This is a genomic window from Streptosporangium amethystogenes subsp. fukuiense, from assembly GCF_042665875.1.
Lineage (GTDB): Bacteria > Actinomycetota > Actinomycetes > Streptosporangiales > Streptosporangiaceae > Streptosporangium > Streptosporangium fukuiense.
Window position 1 is genome coordinate 7,627,728 of sequence record NZ_JBHTEE010000001.1, and the last position, 18,549, is coordinate 7,646,276.

The following is an 18,549-nucleotide window of genomic DNA, read 5'->3' on the forward strand; positions in this document are numbered from 1 at the left end:
GCATGCCTGAGCAGACCGGTGTGGATCCCACCCCTCCGGGACGGCACACGCCACCGGAGGACCACTCCCCGGAACGGGGCCGGGAGCCGTACCCCGCGCTTCCGGTGCACGAGCTGATCGCGGCACAGGCGGCCAGGACGCCGGACGCGGTGGCGGTCGAGTGCCGCGACCGGCGGCTCGGCTACGCGGAGCTCATGGCGCTGGCCGGTGCCCTCGCCGGCCGCCTGCGGCGGCTCGGCGTGCGGTCCGGCGAACCGGTCGGCGTGGCCGTGCCGCGCGGCGTCGAACTCGTCGCGGCGCTGGTCGGCGTGCACCTGGCCGGGGCGGCCTACGTGCCGCTCGATCCCACCCATCCGGCCGACCGGCTCCGCTACGTGCTCGACGACGCCGGGGCGAGGGTACTGGTCACCTCCGGCGCCGGCGGGGTGGCCGCGGTCACCCCGCCGGTCACCCCGCCGGTCACCCCGCCGGTCACCGTGGTGCGGATCGACGACCTCGCGGAGCCCGAGGTGCCCCCGCCGTCCCCGGTGGCACCTCGGGCGGTGGCGCCGGACGACCCGGCCTATCTCATCTACACCTCGGGGTCGACCGGGCGGCCCAAGGGCGTGCTGGTCTCGCACCGGGCGCTCACCAACTTCCTGTGGTCCATGCGCGCGCGGCCGGGGCTGGCCCCCGGCACCGTCTTCCCGGCCGTGACCACCGTGTCGTTCGACATCGCGGCACTGGAGCTGTTCCTGCCGCTCGTCGTCGGAGGGCGCGTGGTGGTCGCCGAACCCGAGGACGCCCGCGACCCGGAGCGGCTCGCCGCCCTGCTGGACCGCATCGGCGCGACCGTGATGCAGGCGACCCCGACGACCTGGCGGCTGCTGCTCGACGGCGGCTGGAGCCCGCCCGCCGGGTTCACCGCGCTCTGCGGCGGCGAGCGGCTGCCCGCCGAGCTCGCGCGCCGCCTGTGCGCGGCCGGCGCGCGGCTGTGGGACCTGTACGGGCCGACCGAGACGACCGTGTGGTCCTCGGTCGCGTTCCTGGAGGACGGCGAGGTGCGCGACTTCGCCCCGGTGGCCAACACGACGCTGTACGTCCTGGACGACGGACTGAACCCGGTGCCCGCCGGGGCGAGCGGAGAGCTGTGCGTCGGTGGCGACGGCGTCGCGGTCGGCTACCACCGCAGGCCGGCGCTGACCGCCGACAGGTTCGTCCCCGACCCCTACGGCACCGTGCCGGGCGGACGGCTGTACCGCACCGGCGACGTCGCCCGGCGGCACCCGGACGGCAGGATCGAGATCCTCGGCCGCACCGACGACCAGATCAAGATCCGCGGACACCGGGTCGAGCCTGGCGAGGTCGAGGGCGTGCTGGCGGCCCACCAGGGGGTGCGGTTCGCGGTGGTCCAGGCGATCGAGACCGGCGCCGGGACGAGCCTCGTCGCCCACGTCCAGCCGGTCGACCCGGCCGCGCCGCCCTCCGCGCCGGAGCTGCGTCTGCACTGCGCGCGGCTGCTCCCGCCGTACCTGATCCCGGCGGACTTCCTCGAGGTGGCGGAGTTCCCCACGACGCCCAACGGAAAGATCGACCGGGCGGCCCTGCGGGCGATGCCCGCCCCCCCGGCCACGGCGGGACGCGAACCGGTGACGCCCGCGGAACGCGCGGTGGCGGCGGCGTTCGCGGAGGTGCTCGAACGTCCGGTGGCCGACGCCGAGGCGGACTTCTTCGCCCTGGGCGGGCACTCGCTCTCGGCCAACCTGGTGGTCGGCCGCCTGCGCGCCGAGCGGGGGATCGAGCTGCCGGTCGCCGCGCTGTTCGAGGCCCGCACCGTCGAGCGCCTCGCCGCACGGCTGGAGAGCGCCGGCCGCGCCCTCCCGCCGGTGCCGGTCGCGCCGCGGACCGGTCCCGCGCCGCTCTCGTTCGCGCAGCGGCGGATGTGGTTCCTGCACCAGCTCGACCCGGAGGGCACCTCCTACCTGGAGCCCCTCGCGGTGAGGGTGCCGGGCCCACTGGACCCCGACCGGCTGCGTGCCGCGCTGACCGGGCTCTTCGAACGTCACGAGATCCTGCGCACCCGCTACCCGGCCGAGGGCGACGGCGAGCCGGCGCAGGTCGTCGAGCCGGCCGGGCCGGTCCCGGCGCGGATCGAGGACGGCGACCCCCGGCAGGTGCTCGCCGAGGAGATGACCCGCCCCTTCGACCTGTCCGCGGCCCCGCCGGTCCGGGTCCGCGTGGTCCGCGACGCCGGCGGCGAGCACACCGTGCTGTTCACGCTGCACCACATCGCGACCGACGACCGGTCGCACGAGGTGCTCGCCGGAGAGCTGGTCGCGGCGCTGGAGGGCAGGCCGCTGCCGCCGCTCCCGGTCCGGTACGCCGACTACGCGATCTGGCAGCGCGACCGGATGGCGGGGTCCGCCGCCGAGCTCGTCGAGCGGGAGCTGGGGTTCTGGCGGGAGCGGCTGGCCGGGATGGAGCCGACCGAGCTGCCGGCCGACCGGCCGCGCGCCGCGGTCCGCGACCCGAGAGCCGGTACGGTCAGGTTCGCCGTCCCGCCGGAGCTGGCGGCCCGCCTCGACGAACTCGGCGGCGGCCACGGGGCGACGCCGTCCATCACGCTGCTGGCCGGCTTCCTCGCGATCCTGGCCCGCTACACCGGCCAGAGCGACCTGGCCGTCGGCGTGCCGGTCTCCGCGCGGAACCGGCCCGAGCTGGACGGTCTCGTCGGCCTCTTCGTCAACACCATCGTGGTACGGGCGCCGCTCGCCGACCGGGCCACCTTCGCCGACCTGCTGGCGGAGGTCCGCACGAGCGCCACGGCCGGGTACGCGCACGCCGAGGTGCCGTTCGAGCTGGTCGTCGAGGAACTCGCGCCGCAGCGCGACCTGTCCCGCAACCCGCTGTTCTCGATCATGTTCGCCACGCACGAGGCGGCGGCCCGCCCGTCCGGAGTGGAGCTCCCCGACCTGCCGGGTGCCAAGTTCGATCTGGGCTGCCATCTGACACGGCGGCCGGACGGCGGCCTGGACGGCCGGATCGAGTACGCGGCCGCGCTCTTCGACGCCTCGTCGATGGCGGGCTTCGCCGACCACTACGTGCGGCTGCTGCGGGCGGCCGTCGCGGCACCGGACACACCCGTGCGGCGGCTGCCGCTGCTCACCGGCGCGGAGGCCGCGGCGCACGTCCTGGCGGGCGAGCCGGTGCCGGACGACTCCGGCACCGTGCCGGAGCTGATCGCGGCCCGCGCGGCCGTCACCGAGGGGATCGCCGTCACCGGCGGCGGAACCACCCTCACCTACCCCGAACTGGACCGCGAGGCCAACCGGCTGGCCGGCCGCCTCCGCGCGCTCGGCGCCCGCCGCGGCACGCTCGTCGCGGTCCGGCTGCCGAGAACCGCCGACCTCGTCGTCGCGCTGCTGGCCGTGCTCAAATCCGGGGCGGCCTACATCCCGCTCGACCCGGCCCATCCGGCCGAGCGCCTGGCACAGGCGCTGGCGGACTCCGCCGCGCCGCTGCTGGTCGCGACCGCCGACGCCGCCCCGCTGCTTCCCGCGGGAGTCCGGCTGGTGGCGCTGGACGACCCGGCCGAGCGGGCCGGGATACGGGCCTGCCCGCCGACCGCGCCGGACGCCCGGCCGCACCCGGACGACCTGGCGTACGTGGTCTACACCTCGGGATCCACCGGCCGCCCCAAGGGGGCCATGGTCACCCACGGCGGCCTGGCCGGCTACACCCGCTGGGCCTGTGCGGAACTGCGGCCGGGGGACGGGGCGGGGTCGCCGCTGCACACCTCCATCGCCTACGACCTCGCCCTCACCTCGCTCTACCCGACGCTGGCCGCCGGAGCCCCGGTGCGGCTGGTGGACGAGGAGGCGGCCGGTGTCGAGCAGCTGGCGCGGGCGCTGGCCGACGGCCCCTACGGCGTCGTCAAGCTGACCCCGACCCACCTGGACCTGCTGGCCGGGACGCTCCCCGCCGACGTGCTGGCCGCCGCGGCCAGATGCCTGGTGGTCGGCGGCGAGGAACTGCGCGGCGAACAGCTGGCCACCTGGGCCGCGCACGCCCCGGCGACCCGGATCGTCAACAGCTACGGTCCGAGCGAGACCGCCGTCGCCTGCTGCGTGCACGTCGTGCCCGCGGGCGAGACGGCGCCTGGCCCGGTCCCGATCGGCCGGCCGATCCCCGGCGCCACCGTCCGCCTGCTCGACGACGCCATGCGCGCGGTGCCGCCCGGCGTGGCCGGCGAGATCTACGTCGGCGGGCGCGGGGTCGGCCAGGGTTACCTCGGCAGCCCGCGCCTCACCGCGGACCGCTTCGTACCGGATCCGTACGCGACCGAGCCGGGAGCGCGCCTCTACCGGACCGGCGACCTCGCCCGGCGGCGACCCGACGGCACCCTGGTCTTCCTGGGGCGCGCGGACCAGCAGATCAAGATTCGCGGCTTCCGCGTCGAGCCGGGCGAGATCGAGGGCGTCCTGGCCGAGCACCCGGCCGTCCGCGCCGCCGCGGTGGTCGCCGACCGGTCCGACCCGGGCAACCCGAGGCTGGCCGCGCACATCCTCCCGGCGGGCCCCGGCGTACCGCTCTCCGAGCTCAGCACCTACCTGGCCGAGCGGCTCCCCGGTCACCTGGTGCCCACCCTGTGGGGCACCCTCGCCGAGCTGCCGCTGCTCGGTAACGGCAAGCTCGACCGCCGGGCGCTGCCCGCCCTGGCCCCGCTGGGCGGCGCGGAGACCTACACCGCGCCCGCCACCCCGGCGGAGCGGACCATCGCCGAGGTGTGGGCCGAGGTGCTCGGCGCCGGCCGGGTCGGCAGGCACGACCGCTTCTTCGACCTCGGCGGGCAGTCGCTGCTCGCCACCCGGGTGGTGGCCCGGCTGCGCGAGCGGTTCCCGGTGCCGGTCTCGGTGCGGGACGTGTTCGCCGCGCCGACCGTGGCCACCCTCGCGGACCTCGTCGCCGCCCGGACGCGCGCCCAGATGGAGGAGATGTTCGGGGCGTCCGCCGGGGCGCGGCGGCCGGAGACGCCGCGGGAGACCGTCCTCTCCTCGCCCGTCACCCCCGCGGACAGGTCCCGCCCGTTGCCGCTCTCCTTCGCGCAGCGCGGCCTGTGGGTGCTGGACCAACTGCGCCCGAACGGGACGGAGTACCTCGTGGTGACCGCGCTGCGGCTGTGCGGAGAGCTCGACGTCGACGCGCTCGGGCGGGCGCTGACCCGGGTGGCCGAGCGGCACGAGATCCTCCGCACCCGCTACGTCGCGGGCTCCGACGGCGAGCCCGCGCAGGTCGTCGACCCGCCGTCGCGGCTCCGCCCGGTCGCCGAGGACGCGGACCCGGCCGCGGTCCTCGAAGCGGAACTGGCCACGCCGATCGACCTGGCACGCGGCCCGGTGCTGCGGGTCCGGTTGATCAGGACCGGCACCGGCGAGCACGTCCTGGTGCTGGTGACCCACCACATCGCCACCGACGGCTGGTCGAGCGGCATCCTGGCGACCGAGCTGGCGGACGCCTACTCGGGCCGGGACCTGCCGGAGCCGGCCCTGCAGTACGCCGACTTCGCCGCCTGGCAGCGCGAGCGGTTCGCCGGGCAGGCGCTGGACGGCGCACTGGCGCACTGGCGCGGCAGGCTCACCGGCCTGGAGCCGACCGAACTGCCCACCGACCGGCCCCGTCCCCCGGTCGGCGACCACCGGGGGGCGGTCCTCCGCTTCGACGTGCCGCCCGTGCTGGCCGGGGCGCTGGAGGAGATCGGCAGGCGGGCCGGGGCCACCCCGTTCACGACCTACCTGGCGGGGTTCTACGCGCTGCTCGCCCGCCACACCGGGCGGCGGGACCTGGCGGTCGGCGTGCCGATGTCCGGCCGCGACTCCGCCGAGGCCGAGGGGTTGATCGGCTTCTTCGTGAACACCGTCGTGCTGCGCGCCGACCTCACCGGAGACCCGTCGTTCAGCACGCTGCTCGGCCGGGTCCAGGACGTCGTCGCCGAGGCGTACCAGCACGACGAGCTGCCGTTCGAGCGGCTGGTGGAGGAGCTGGCACCGAGCCGCGACCTGTCCAGGCACCCGCTGTTCCAGCTGCTCTTCGCGTTCCGGGAGGAGGGCGAGGAGCGGTTCCGGCTGCCCGGGCTGGACGTCTCGCCCGAGCCGGTGCCGTGGCGCACCGCCAAGTTCGACCTCACCATGGAGCTGACCCGGCGCGCCGACGGCGGCCTGACCGGCGAGATCGAGTACGCGACCGCGCTCTTCGACCGGGCCACCGCCGACCGGCTCGCCCGCCACTACCTGACCCTGCTGACCTCGGCGGCGGCCCGGCCGGACGGCGCGCTCGGGGAACTGGAGCTGCTCGACGACGCGGAGCGGCACGCGCTCACCGCCGGTGCCGGCGGCCCCGTCCGGAGCAGGCCCGACCTCGGCCTGCCCGAGCTGGTCGCCCGCCAGGCGGCCCTGGCCCCCGGCCGGGTCGCGGTGGAGTGTGACGGGGCCGCGCTCACCTACGGTGACCTGGACGCCGCCGCCAACCGGCTCGCCCACCACCTGCGGGCCGCCGGCATCCGCCGTGACGACGTGGTGGGCGTCTGCCTGCCCCGGCGACCGGAGCTGGTCGTGGCGCTGCTCGGGGTGCTGCGCGCCGGAGCGGCCTACCTTCCGCTCGACCCCGCCCACCCGGCCGACCGGCTGGCCTGGATGCTCCGGGACTCCCGGGCGCGGCTGGTCGTCGTCGGCGCCGAGCCGTCTCCGGCGAGCGGCCACGGCACGCCGGTGCTGAACCTGGCCGCCGAGCGGGCCGGCATCGACGCCCGCCCCGGCGAATCCGCGCCGGTCGGCACCGACCTGGACGGGCTGGCGTACGTCATGTACACCTCCGGCTCCACCGGCCGGCCCAAGGGGGTGGCCGTACCGCACCGCGGCATCCGCAACCGGGTGCTGTGGACGGTCCACGAGCACGGGCTCGGCACCTCGGACCGGCTCCTGCAGAAGACGTCGGTCACCTTCGACGCCTCCGTCTGGGAGTTCCTCGGGCCGCTGGTGTCCGGTGGCACCGTGGTGCTCCCGCCGGACGGGACCGAGCGCGACCCGGCGAGCATGGTCGAGGCGCTGGTCCAGGGCCGGATCACCGTGCTCCAGGGCGTCCCCTCCTTCCTGCGGACGCTCGCCGACGAGCCGGGCCTGGAACGCTGCGGCACGCTCCGGCTGCTCTTCTCGGCCGGTGAGCCGCTGCCCGGCGAGCTCGCCGCCCGCCTGTCCACCCGGCTGGGGACGGCGCTGGTCAACACCTACGGCCCGACCGAATGCTCGATCGACGTGACCGCGTGGTCGTACGAGCCCGGCGACGGACCCGGCATCGTGCCGATCGGCAGGCCGTTGGACAACACCCGCGTGGTCGTCCACACGCCGGACGGCAGGCTCGCCCCGGTCGGCACGCCGGGTGAGCTGCACGCCGCGGGGGACGGCCTGGCCCGCGGCTACCTCGGAAGGCCGGGACTGACCGCCGACCGGTTCGTACCCGACCCGTACGGACCGCCGGGCGCCCGCGCCTACCGCACCGGCGACGTGGTGCGCCGCAGGACCGACGGCGCGCTGGAGTTCCTCGGCCGGGCCGACCGCCAGGTCAAGATCCGCGGCGTCCGGATCGAGCTGGACGAGGTCGAGGCCGTGCTGTCCCGGCACCCCGCGCTCGCCGCGGCCGTGGTCGAGGCCAGGCGGGGACCCGACGGCCTGCCCCGGCTGGTCGGCTACCTGGTGGCGCGGGGCGAGGCGCCTGCGCGGCGGGAGGTCCGCGAGTTCCTGCTCGCGCGGCTGCCCGAGCCGTACGTGCCCTCGGTGCTGCTCACCGTGGACCGCCTGCCGCGGACCTCCAGCGGCAAGATCGACCGGGCCGCGCTGCCCGACCCGGACGGCGTCCGGCCCCCCGGCCGGGCCGTCCCCGCGGCGCCGCGCACCCCGGCCGAGAAGATCGTGACGGATGTGATGGCCGAGGTGCTCGGGCTCGACGTGGTCGGGACGGGCGACGACTTCTTCGACCTGGGCGGCCACTCGCTGCTGGCGATCCGGATCGCGGCCCGGCTGCGGGCCGCGTTCGGCGTCGCCCTGCCGGTCCGCGCCGTGTTCGAGGACCGCACCGCCGCCGCGCTGGCGGCCAGGGTCGACGGCCTCGGCGTCCAGGCCGCCGGCGAGATCGTCCCGCTGGACGCGGAACGGCGGGCCGGACCGGTCCCGCTCTCCTTCGCCCAGCAGCGACTGTGGTTCCTCGATCTCCTCGACCAGGGCGGCCGGTATCACGTGACCTGGGCGTTCCGGCTGTCCGGGCGGCTGGACGCGGACGCCCTGGCCGGCGCGCTGACCGGGTTGTTCGCCCGGCACGGCGCCCTGCGCACCCGCTACCCGACCGGGCAGGACGGCGGCGCGGTCCAGATCGTGGATCCGGCCGCCCCCGTTCCGCTGCAGGTCGTCGACCTGTCCGGTGCGGACTCCGAACGGGTGGCCACGCTCGTCCGCTCGCTCGCCGAGCGGCCCTTCGACCTGGCCGGGCAGGTGCCCGCGCTGCCCTACCTGATCAGGCTCGGCGCCCGGGAGCATGTGTTCCTGCTGGTCATGCATCACATCGTCGCCGACGCCTGGTCCGAGCAGATCATGGCGCGCGAGCTCTCCGAGCTCTACGAGGCCCGGGTGCAGGGCCGGCCGACGGTGCTCGGGCCACCCCCGCTGCAGTACGCCGACTACGCGTCCTGGCAGCGCTCCCGGCTGACCGGCGAGGTGCTGGACCGTGAGCTGGATCACTGGCGTGATCGGCTGGCCGGACTGCAGCCGCTGGAACTGCCCGCCGACCGGCCCCGGCCGCCGGTACGCCGGGGCCACGGCGCGACCGTCACCTGCGACATCCCCGCCGAGATCGCGCAGCCGCTGCTGGCGCTCGGCCGGCGGCAGGGCGCGACCGCGTTCATGACCTTCCTGAGCGTGTTCGCCGCGATGCTCGGCCGCTACACCGGCGCCACCGACGTGGCGATCGGCACGGTCGTCGCCGGTCGCGGCCAGGCGGAACTGGACGACGTCGTCGGGTTCTTCGTCAACACCGTCGTGGTGCGGGTGGACCTGGCCGGCGATCCGACGGTGACGACCCTGATCGGCCGGGTCAGGGAGAGCGCGCTGGACGCCTTCAGCCACGACGAGCTGCCCTTCGACCGGCTGGTGGAGGGGCTGGCCCCGCAGCGGGACCTGTCCCGCTCACCGCTGTGCGACGTCACGTTCGGGCTGCGCGAGCAGGCGCCGGAACCGCCGCGCCTGACGGGGCTCGACGTGCGGCCGGTCGCCGTCGAGCGGACCACGGCCAAGTTCGATCTCACCTTCGGCCTCGTCGCCGGCGCCGACGGCGGCTACCGGGCCGAGCTGGAGTACGCCACGGACCTGTTCACCGAGGCGACGATCCACCGCCTCGCCGGACATTTCCGGACCCTGGTGGAGTCGGCGGCGACGGCACCGGACCGGCCCGTCAGCCGCCTCGACATGCTGGACCCCGTCGAGCGCGGACGGCTGCTGCGGGACTGGAACCCGCGGGCCACGCCGGCCGCGCGCGAATCCCTGCACGAGGCGTTCGCCGCCCAGGCCGCCCGCACCCCGGACGCGCCCGCGGTCGAGTACGCCGGCGAGCGCCTGACCTACGCCGAGCTGGACGACCGGGCCGCCGCGCTGGCCGGGCGGCTGCACGCCGCGGGGGTGCGCCCCGAGGACCCGGTGGCCGTCTACCTGGACCGGTCACCGGCGGCGGTGACCGCGCTGCTGGCCGTGCTGCGGGCGGGCGGGGTGTACGTGCCGCTGGACACCGCGCAACCCGCCGAACGCCTGGCGGCGATGCTCGGCGACCTGCGGCCCGCGGCGGTGCTCACCGACCGCCGGACGCTCCCCCTGCCCGTCTCGGTCCCGGTCCTCACCGTCGGAGGGACGGCCGGCGAGGCGGGGGACGCGCCCCCCGGCGACCTCCCACCCGGCGACCCCGGTCGCGCCGCGTACATGATCTACACCTCGGGCTCGACCGGCCGGCCGAAGGCGGTCGTCGTCCCGCACGGCGCGTACACCCACCACTGCCGCGTCCACGCGGACGCGCACGACATCCGTCCCGGGGACAGGGTGCTGCTGCACGCGCCGCTCATCTTCGACCCGGCGATGGCGCAGATGGGCGCCACCCTGCTGGCGGGCGCCACCGTGGTGATCGGCGCCCCGGGCGTCGTCGCCCCCGCCGACCTGCCGGACCTGCTGGCCGAGACCGGGGTGACCCATGTCGCGCTCGCGGCCACCTACTACCGCGACGTGATGACCGGCATCCGGCCCGGCGACCCGAGGCCGGCCGCGCTGCGCGTGCTGGCCGTCGGCGGCGAGGCGGTCGGTTACCAGGACGCCCGGCTCTGGCTGGCCACCGGCCTGCCCGCCAGGTTCCTCTGCGTGTACGGCCCGACCGAGGCCACCATCGGCGGCCTGTGCCATCCCGTGACCCCGGCCGAGGTGGCCGCGGCGGCCCCGGACGCGGGCCTGCCGATCGGCCGCCCGCTGCCGGGCACCCGGGCCTACGTGGTGGACGCGGCGTTCAACCCGGTGCCCGTCGGCGTGGTCGGCGAGCTCTGCCTGGGCGGCCCGAGGGTCAGCCGGGGGTACCTGCGGCAGCCGGGGCCGACCGCCGATCGTTTCGTCCCCGACCCGTTCGGCGAGGAGCCCGGAGAACGGTTGTACCGGACGGGAGACCAGGTCAGGTACCGTCCCGACGGGGTGATCGAGTTCATCGGCCGGATCGACGCCCAGGTGAAGCTGCGCGGGTTCCGGATCGAGCTCGGCGAGATCGAGACCGCGCTGGCCGCGCACCCCGGCGTCCAGGCGGCCGCCGCGGCGGTGCAGGAACTCGCGCCGGGCGACCACCGGCTGGTGGGATACGTGGTGCCGGTGCCCGGAGCCGGGACCGACTCCGGACCGTCGTCGCCGGAGCTCCGCGCCCACCTGCGTGACCGGGTGCCGGAGTACATGGTGCCCGCGCTGTTCATGACGCTGGACGGGCTGCCCGCGACCGCGGGCCAGAAGGTGGACCGCCGCGCGCTGCCGGTGCCCGACCCGGGCACCGCCCTCGCGCCGGAGGAGGCGGTCCCGCCGGGCACCGAGGTGGAGGAGGCCATCGCCGGCGCCTGGGCCGACGTGCTCGGCCTGCCCGCCGTCGGCGTGGAACACGACTTCTTCGAACTCGGTGGCCACTCGCTGCTCGCCACCCGCCTGATGGCCCTGCTGCAGGACCTGTTCGGACTGGAGATCCCGCTACGCGTCCTGTTCGAGGCCACCACCGTCCGCGCGCAGGCCACCGCGCTGGAAGGGCTGGCCGAGGCCGCCGCCCCCACATCGTACGAGGGAAGAGCCGATGAGCACTGACGTGACCAAGCCGGAGACGAGCGCGGGCGCCGGGCTGCTGAGGGATCGCCTGCGTTCCCGGCGCGCGGCGGGGCGGGAGGGCGTCGTCCCGGTCCTGCCTCCCGGCGTTCCGCCGCCGCTCTCCTTCGCGCAGCGGCAGTTCTGGGTGCTGGACCGGCTCCGCCCGGGGGGCACCGACTACCTGGTGCCGCTGGTGATCCGGTTACACGGTGACCTCTCCGGCGTCGACCTGGGCGCGGCCCTCGACGAACTGGTACGTCGCCACGAGATCCTGCGCACCCGCTACACCACCGAGGGGCCCGACGCCGAACCGATCCAGACGATCGACCCGCCGGGACCGGTGGATCTGGTCTTCGACGACCTCACCCCGGCCGAGTTCGACGCCCTGCTGGAGGCCGAGACCGGCACGCCGTTCGACCTCGCCACGGGCCCGATGCTGCGCGCCAGGCTGGTACGGCTGGCACCCGAGGAACACGTACTGGTCCTCATGCTGCACCACATCGCCGTCGACGGCTGGTCGGGCGGCCTGCTGGTACGCGAGCTGGCCGCGCTGGCCACCGGAGAGGAGTTGCCCGCGCCCGGTCTGCGGTACGCCGACTTCGCGGCCTGGCAGCGCGACCAGCTCTCCGGTGAACGGCTGGAACGCGACCTCGACCACTGGACGGAGACCCTCCGCGACCTGCCGGCGCTGGAACTGCCGACGGACCGGCCGCGCCCGGCGGTGTGGGAACCGGCGGGGGAGACCGTCCGGTTCGACATACCCGCCGAGATCGGGCACCGGGTCCGGGTCCTGGCCAGGGAGCACCGGGCCACGCCCTTCATGGTCTACCTGGCGGCGTTCTGGTCGCTGCTGCACCGGTACACCGGCCAGGCCGACTTCGCCGTCGGCAGCCCGGTGGCCGGCCGGACCCGCGCGCAGACGCACGACGTGATCGGCCCGTTCGTCAACCTGCTCGTGCTGCGAGCCGACCTGTCCGGCGACCCGACGTTCGCCGAGCTGCTCGATCGCGCCCGCGGTACGGCCCTTGAGGCCTTCGCCCGCCAGGACGTCCCGTTCGAGCGGGTCGTCAACGCGCTGGCGGCCGGCCGGGACCTGTCCACCCACCCGCTGGTCAGCGTCAACCTGACCCTGCAGAACAACGAACCGCTGAGCTTCACGGCCGGGGCGGTCTCCGGCGAGCTGGTCCCGGTCCTGGCGCGCCAGGCCAAGTTCGACCTGAGCTGGACGCTGGAGGAGAGGCCGGACGGTTCGGTCGCGGGCGAGGCCACCATCGCACGCGCGCTGCTCGACCCGGACACGGCGCGGCGGATGGCCGGGCACTACGTCCGCCTGCTCGGCGCGGCCGTCGCCGACCCCGGGACGCGGGTGAGCGAACTGCCGCTGCTGGGCGCCGCGGAACTCGACCGGCTGGTCCGCGGGCCGGTCGTCACGGCGCTCGGCGAGTTCTGCCTGCACGAGCGCTTCGCCGCCCGGGTGAGGGAGCGGCCCGGCGCGATCGCGGTGACCTTCGACGGCCGGCACCTGACCTACGCCGATCTGGAGGCCAGGGCCAACCGGCTGGCGCACCGGCTGGCGGAGTTCGGCGTGGGCCGCGAGGACCTCGTGGGGATCTGCCTGCCGCGCGGCGTCGACATGCTGGTCGCCGTCCTCGCGGTGCTCAAGGCCGGGGCGGCCTACCTGCCGCTCGATCCGGACCACCCGGCCGAGCGGATCGAATTCCTCATCCGGGACGCCGCCGCCCGTGTCGTGGTCACCGAGACCGCGCTGGCGGAACGGGTGTCCGGGCACCGCCTGTATCTGGACGACGCCGACGAGATCGGCCGCATCGCGGCGCTGCCCGCCGAGGCGCCCGCGCTCCGGACGCACCCCGGCGATCTCGCCTACGTCATCTACACCTCCGGGTCCGCGGGTCGCCCCAAGGGTGTCCAGGTGACCCACGCCAACGCGGTCCGCCTGTTCACCGTGACCGAGGACGACTACGGCTTCGGCCCGGACGACGTCTGGGCGCTGTTCCACTCCTACGCCTTCGACTTCTCGGTCTGGGAGATGTGGGGCGCGTTCCTGTACGGCGGACGCCTCGTCGTCGTCCCCTACGAGGTGTCGCGCTCGCCCTGGGACCTGGCCGTGCTCCTCGCCGACGAGGGCGTGACCGTGCTCAACCAGACACCGTCGGCGTTCCGCTCGCTGGTCGATCTGGCCAGGCGCGGTGAGGCCGCCCTCGACCGGCTCCGGCTCCGGCTGGTGATCTTCGGCGGGGAGGCGCTCGACGTCGGCATGCTCGAACCCTGGTGGAACAGGTACGGCGCCGAGCGGCCGAGGCTCGTCAACATGTACGGCATCACCGAGACGACCGTGCACGTCACCTACCGGCCCCTCGGCCCGGCCGATCTGGCGGGGGACCGCAGCCCGATCGGGCGGCCCCTTGGCGACCTCACCCTGCACGTGCTCGACGGGCGGATGCGTCCCGTGCCGGTCGGCGTGCCGGGCGAGCTGCACGTGGGCGGCGCCGGCGTCGCCCGCGGCTACCTCGGCCGTCCCGCGCTCACCGCGGACCGCTTCGTGCCCGATCCCTTCGGGCCGCCGGGCTCCCGGCTCTACCGCTCGGGAGACCGGGCGAGGTGGCGGCCGGATGGCGACATCGGCTTCCTCGGCCGCCTCGACGACCAGGTGAAGATCCGCGGGTTCCGGATCGAGCTCGGCGAGGTCGAGGCGTGCCTGTCCGGCCATCCGGACCTGGACGACGCCGCCGTCACCGTGGACGAGAGCGTGCCCGGCGAACACAGGCTCATCGGCTACGCCGTGCCCAGGGACAGCGCGCGGATCGGCGCGGCGGAGCTGCGCGCGTACACGGTCGAGCGGCTGCCCGGCCACATGGTCCCGGCCGCCTTCGTGATCGTCCCGAAGCTGCCGCTGACCGCCAACGGCAAGGTCGACCTGCGGGCGCTGCCCGCCCCCGACGGCTCGCGGCAGGACCGGGGCGACGGCTACGTCCCGCCGCGGACCGAGGCGGAGACGGCGATGGCCAGGATCTGGGCCGAGGTGCTCGGCATCGAGCGGGTCGGCGTGGACGACAACTTCTTCGAGCTCGGCGGCGACTCGATCCGCGCGGTCCGCCTCGTCGGGGCGCTGCGCGCCGGCGGCCTCGACTACTCCGTGCAGAGCCTGTTCCGGCATCAGAACATCGCCGACCTGATCCTGGGTGGCGACGGCGACGCGACCCGCGTCGAGCGGGCCGGCACGCCGCCGTTCGCGCTGATCGGCGCGGAGGACCGGGCGAAGGTGCCGGCCGGAGTGGTGGACGCCTATCCGATGGCGCGGGTCCAGGCCGGCATGGTCTACGAGCTGCTGGCCGATCCGGACGGCAACCCCTATCACAACATCACCAGCTACCTGATCCGTGATCCCGGCGTCTTCGACGCCGCGGCGTTCGCCGCCGCGACCGAAGAGGTCGTGGCCCGGCACGACATCCTGCGCACCTCGTTCGACCTGGCGACCTTCTCCGAACCGCTGCAGCTCGTGCACGACCGGGTGGAGGTCGAGGTCGGGTACGCGGACCTGCGCGGTGAGTCGCCGGACGAGCGGGAGGCGAGCATGACGGCGTTCCGGGCGGCGGAGCGCGCACGGCTCTTCGACCTCGGCGCGGCACCGCTGCTGCGCGTCCACGCGCACCAGGTCGGCGACGACCGGTGGTACTTCTCGATCACCGAGTGCCACGCGATCCTGGACGGCTGGAGCCACAACTCGATCATCACCGAGGTGCTCGACCTCTACCGGGCGATCCGCGACGGCCGGCCGGTGCCCGCCGAGGAGCCGAGCGCCGTCAGGTACGCCGACTTCATCGCGCAGGAGCGGCACAGCCTGACCGGCCGGGCCGACCGGGCGTTCTGGCGGGACCGGCTGGGCGGCGCGAACCGGCTGACCATCCCCGCCGCCTGGGCCGACCCGGACGGGCCGGGGGCGTACTCGACGGTCGTGCCGTTCCACGACATCGAGGCCGAGCTGCGGCGGGTGGCCACGTCGGCGGGGACGTCGCTGAAGAGCGTGCTGCTCGCCGCGCACGTCGCCGTGTGGCGGGCGGTCGCCGGTCCGGGGCCGTTCTACTGCGGCCTGGTGTGCAACGGCCGTACCGAGGTCGAGGGCGGGGACCGGGTCCGCGGCATGTTCCTCAACCCGGTGCCCTTCGTCGCCCCGGCCGGGGCGGCCACCTGGCGCGAGCTGGTCGAGGCGGTGTTCGCCGAGGAGGTCGAACTGTGGCCGCACCGCCGCTTCCCGCTGCCCGAGATGCAGCGCGAGTTCGGCGACGGGCAGCGGGTGCTCGACGTGGCCTTCAACTACCTCGACTTCCACGTACTGGACCGGGAGACGGTCGACACCTCCGGCAGCACCGACGTCAGTCCGAACGAGTTCCCGCTGGCGGTCATGAGGGGCGCCCAGGGGCTGGTGATCGCCACCAAGTCGTCGTGGGTCGGGCGCCCGTACGCCGAGCTGCTCGCCCGGATGTACCGGCGGGCGCTGACCCTGATGATCGCCGATCTCGACGGCGACGCCGGTGTGTCACTGCTCCCGGCGCGCGAGCGGGAACGGCTGCTGACCGGCGGGGTGGACCGGACCCGGGCGCCCCGGCCGCGCCGGGGTGTGCACGAGCTCTTCGCCGAGCAGGCCGCGCGGATCCCCGACGCGGTGGCGGTCGAGGCGGCGGGTGTCACGCTGACCTACCGGGAACTGCGCGACCGCGCCTGGCGCTGGGCGGCCGGCCTGCGCCAGGCGGGCGTGCGCGCCGGGGACCTGGTCGGGGTGTGCCTGCCCAGGGAACCCGACCTGGTGGCGGCCGTGCTCGGCGTCCTCGCGGTGGGCGCGGCGTACGTCCCCATCGACCCCGGGCACCCGGCCGACCGGATCGCCGCGCTGGTGCGCGACGCCGGGCCGCGGGTCGTGGTGAGCGGCACCGAGATCGCCGGGGCCGTCGTGGTCACCCCCGACCGGATAGGTCACGCCGAGCCGGTCGCCGAGCCGCACCGGCCCGATCCGGAGGAGCTGGTCTACGTCGTGTACACCTCCGGGTCGACCGGCCGCCCCAAGGGGGTGATGGTCCGGCACGGCGCGCTCGCCGACCGGGTCTGGTCGATGTGGCGGAACCTCGGCCTGGCCGTTCACGACGTGGCGGCCGCGGTCGTGCCGATGGTGACCGACGTCTGCCAGCTCGCCGTCTTCACCACCCTCGCGGGCGGCGGCCACCTGGTGCTGGCCGGTGAGGACCTCGGCCGGGACCCGGTCTCGCTCGCCGGGCTGCTGCGCGGCAGCGGTGCCAGGTTCCTGCAGGCCTCGCCCACCACCTGGCGGATGCTGACCGAGTCGGGCTGGTCCCCGCCCGCCGGATTCCGGCTGCTGTCCGGGGGGGAGGCGATGAGCGCCGACCTGATGACCCGGCTGCGCGCCACCGACGCCCAGGTCTGGGACATGTACGGCCCGAGCGAGGCGACCGTCTTCGCCTTCGGCACCCGGATGACCGATGACGGGCCCGTCTGGGTGCCGGCCGCCGACACCACCGTGTACCTGCTCGACCGAGACCTGGAACCGGTGCTCGACGGGGTGTCCGGAGAGATCTTCGTCGGTGGCGACGGGCTGGCCCGAGGTTATCTCGGCAGGCCCGCCACCACCGCGGACGTGTTCCGGCCCGACCCGTTCGCCGCCGGGCCGGGCGGCAGGATGTACGCCACCGGCGACATCGGCAGGCGCGGCCGCGACGGCCGGATCGAGATCCTCGGCCGGCGCGACCACCAGCTCAAGATCCGCGGGTTCCGGGTCGAGCTCGGCGAGGTGGAGAACACCCTCGCCGGCCACCCGGACGTCCGGGCCGTGGTGGTGCACCCGGTTCCCGGGCCGCAGGGCGAGCAGCGGCTCGCCGCCTACCTGATCCTCCGCGGCGGCGCCGCCGCCGAGGAGGTGCGCCGCCACGCCGACCGGGTGCTGCCCGGGTACATGGTGCCGACCCACTTCGTGGTCCTGGAGTCCTTCCCCCGCCTGGCCAACGGCAAGGTCGACCGGGCCGCGCTGCCGGTGCCCGGTTCCGACCGGCCGATGGTGACCACGCGGTACGAGCCGCCGGACGGCCCGGTCGAGACGGCGATCGCCGAGGTGTGGGCCGACGCGCTGGGCGTCGAGCGGGTGGGCCGCGACGACGACTACTTCAAGCTGGGCGGCCACTCGCTCCTCATGCTCCGGATCGTCGCCCGGCTGGCCGGGGAGCACCGCGTCGAGGTGACCTTCCGCGACTTCCTGGAACACCGCACGGTGCGCGGCCTGGCGGCCGCCGCCGCGACGGAGCGGACGAGGCCGTCGGTGCTGCTCCGGCTCAACGACCAGGACGAGGGCACGCCGCTGTTCTGTGTCCACCCCGGCGGCGGGAGCGCCCACTGGTACCGGCATCTCGCCGAGGTGTACGCGCCGGAACGGCCCCTGGCGGCCTTCGAGTGGCCCGGGCTGCACGGCGACCACGGTCACGCCACGAGCGTGCCGGAGATCGCGGCCGTCTACCTGGCGGAACTGCGGGCGACGCGGCCGGAGGGCCCGTACCACATCCTCGGCTGGTGCGCCTCCAGCGGTATCGCCTGGGAGATGGCCCGCCAGCTGCACGAGATCGGTGAACGGCCCCGGCTGATCCTGATCGACCCGTTCGAGTACGCCTCGGCCGGTGTCAACCCGCTGCTGGCCAACCTGGAGGTGCTGCGCCGGGCCGAGGGGCTGCTCGCGGACCTGCGGGACGGGGCGGGCGGCGAGCAGGCGCGCGCCGAGGTCATGGCCGTGCTGCGCGAGGTGATCGATGACGGCGACCTGCTGGTCGACGGCGAGGACCTCGACCTCGGCGAGGGCTGGACGCACTGGCTGCGCTCCTGGCGGGAGATGCTGGAGGCCCGTTCCCGCTACCGGTTCGCCGCCTACCCGGGCACGGTCGACCTGATCGTCTGCGAGGAACTCGCCGCGGGCGGCTACCAGACCATTCTCGGCCGGTCGTTCGACGACTACCTGGACCAGTGGCGGCGGCAGGCCGCCGGGGTGCGGGTGCACCGCGTCCCCGGCGACCACCGGACGGCGCTCTTCCCACCGCAGGTGTCCATCCTGGCGACCGCGCTGACCGCGGTCATCGACAACCACGAGGAGTGAGTC

2 protein-coding genes are annotated in these 18,549 nt (G+C 75.4%); both read left to right on the plus strand.

Going from position 1 to position 18,549, the window contains the following annotated elements:
- Positions 1–2: 2 nt before the first annotated feature.
- Positions 3–11,384: a non-ribosomal peptide synthetase gene (locus ACFQVD_RS33900; RefSeq protein ID WP_386273062.1), complete on the plus strand. Its 11,382-nt coding sequence runs from the start codon at positions 3–5 to the stop codon at positions 11,382–11,384.
- A complete protein-coding gene (locus tag ACFQVD_RS33905; RefSeq protein ID WP_343963190.1) occupies positions 11,374–18,546 on the plus strand; it encodes an amino acid adenylation domain-containing protein in 7,173 nt (2,390 codons plus the stop codon). The genes ACFQVD_RS33900 and ACFQVD_RS33905 overlap by 11 nt, the downstream gene beginning before the upstream one ends.
- Positions 18,547–18,549: the final 3 nt, after the last annotated feature.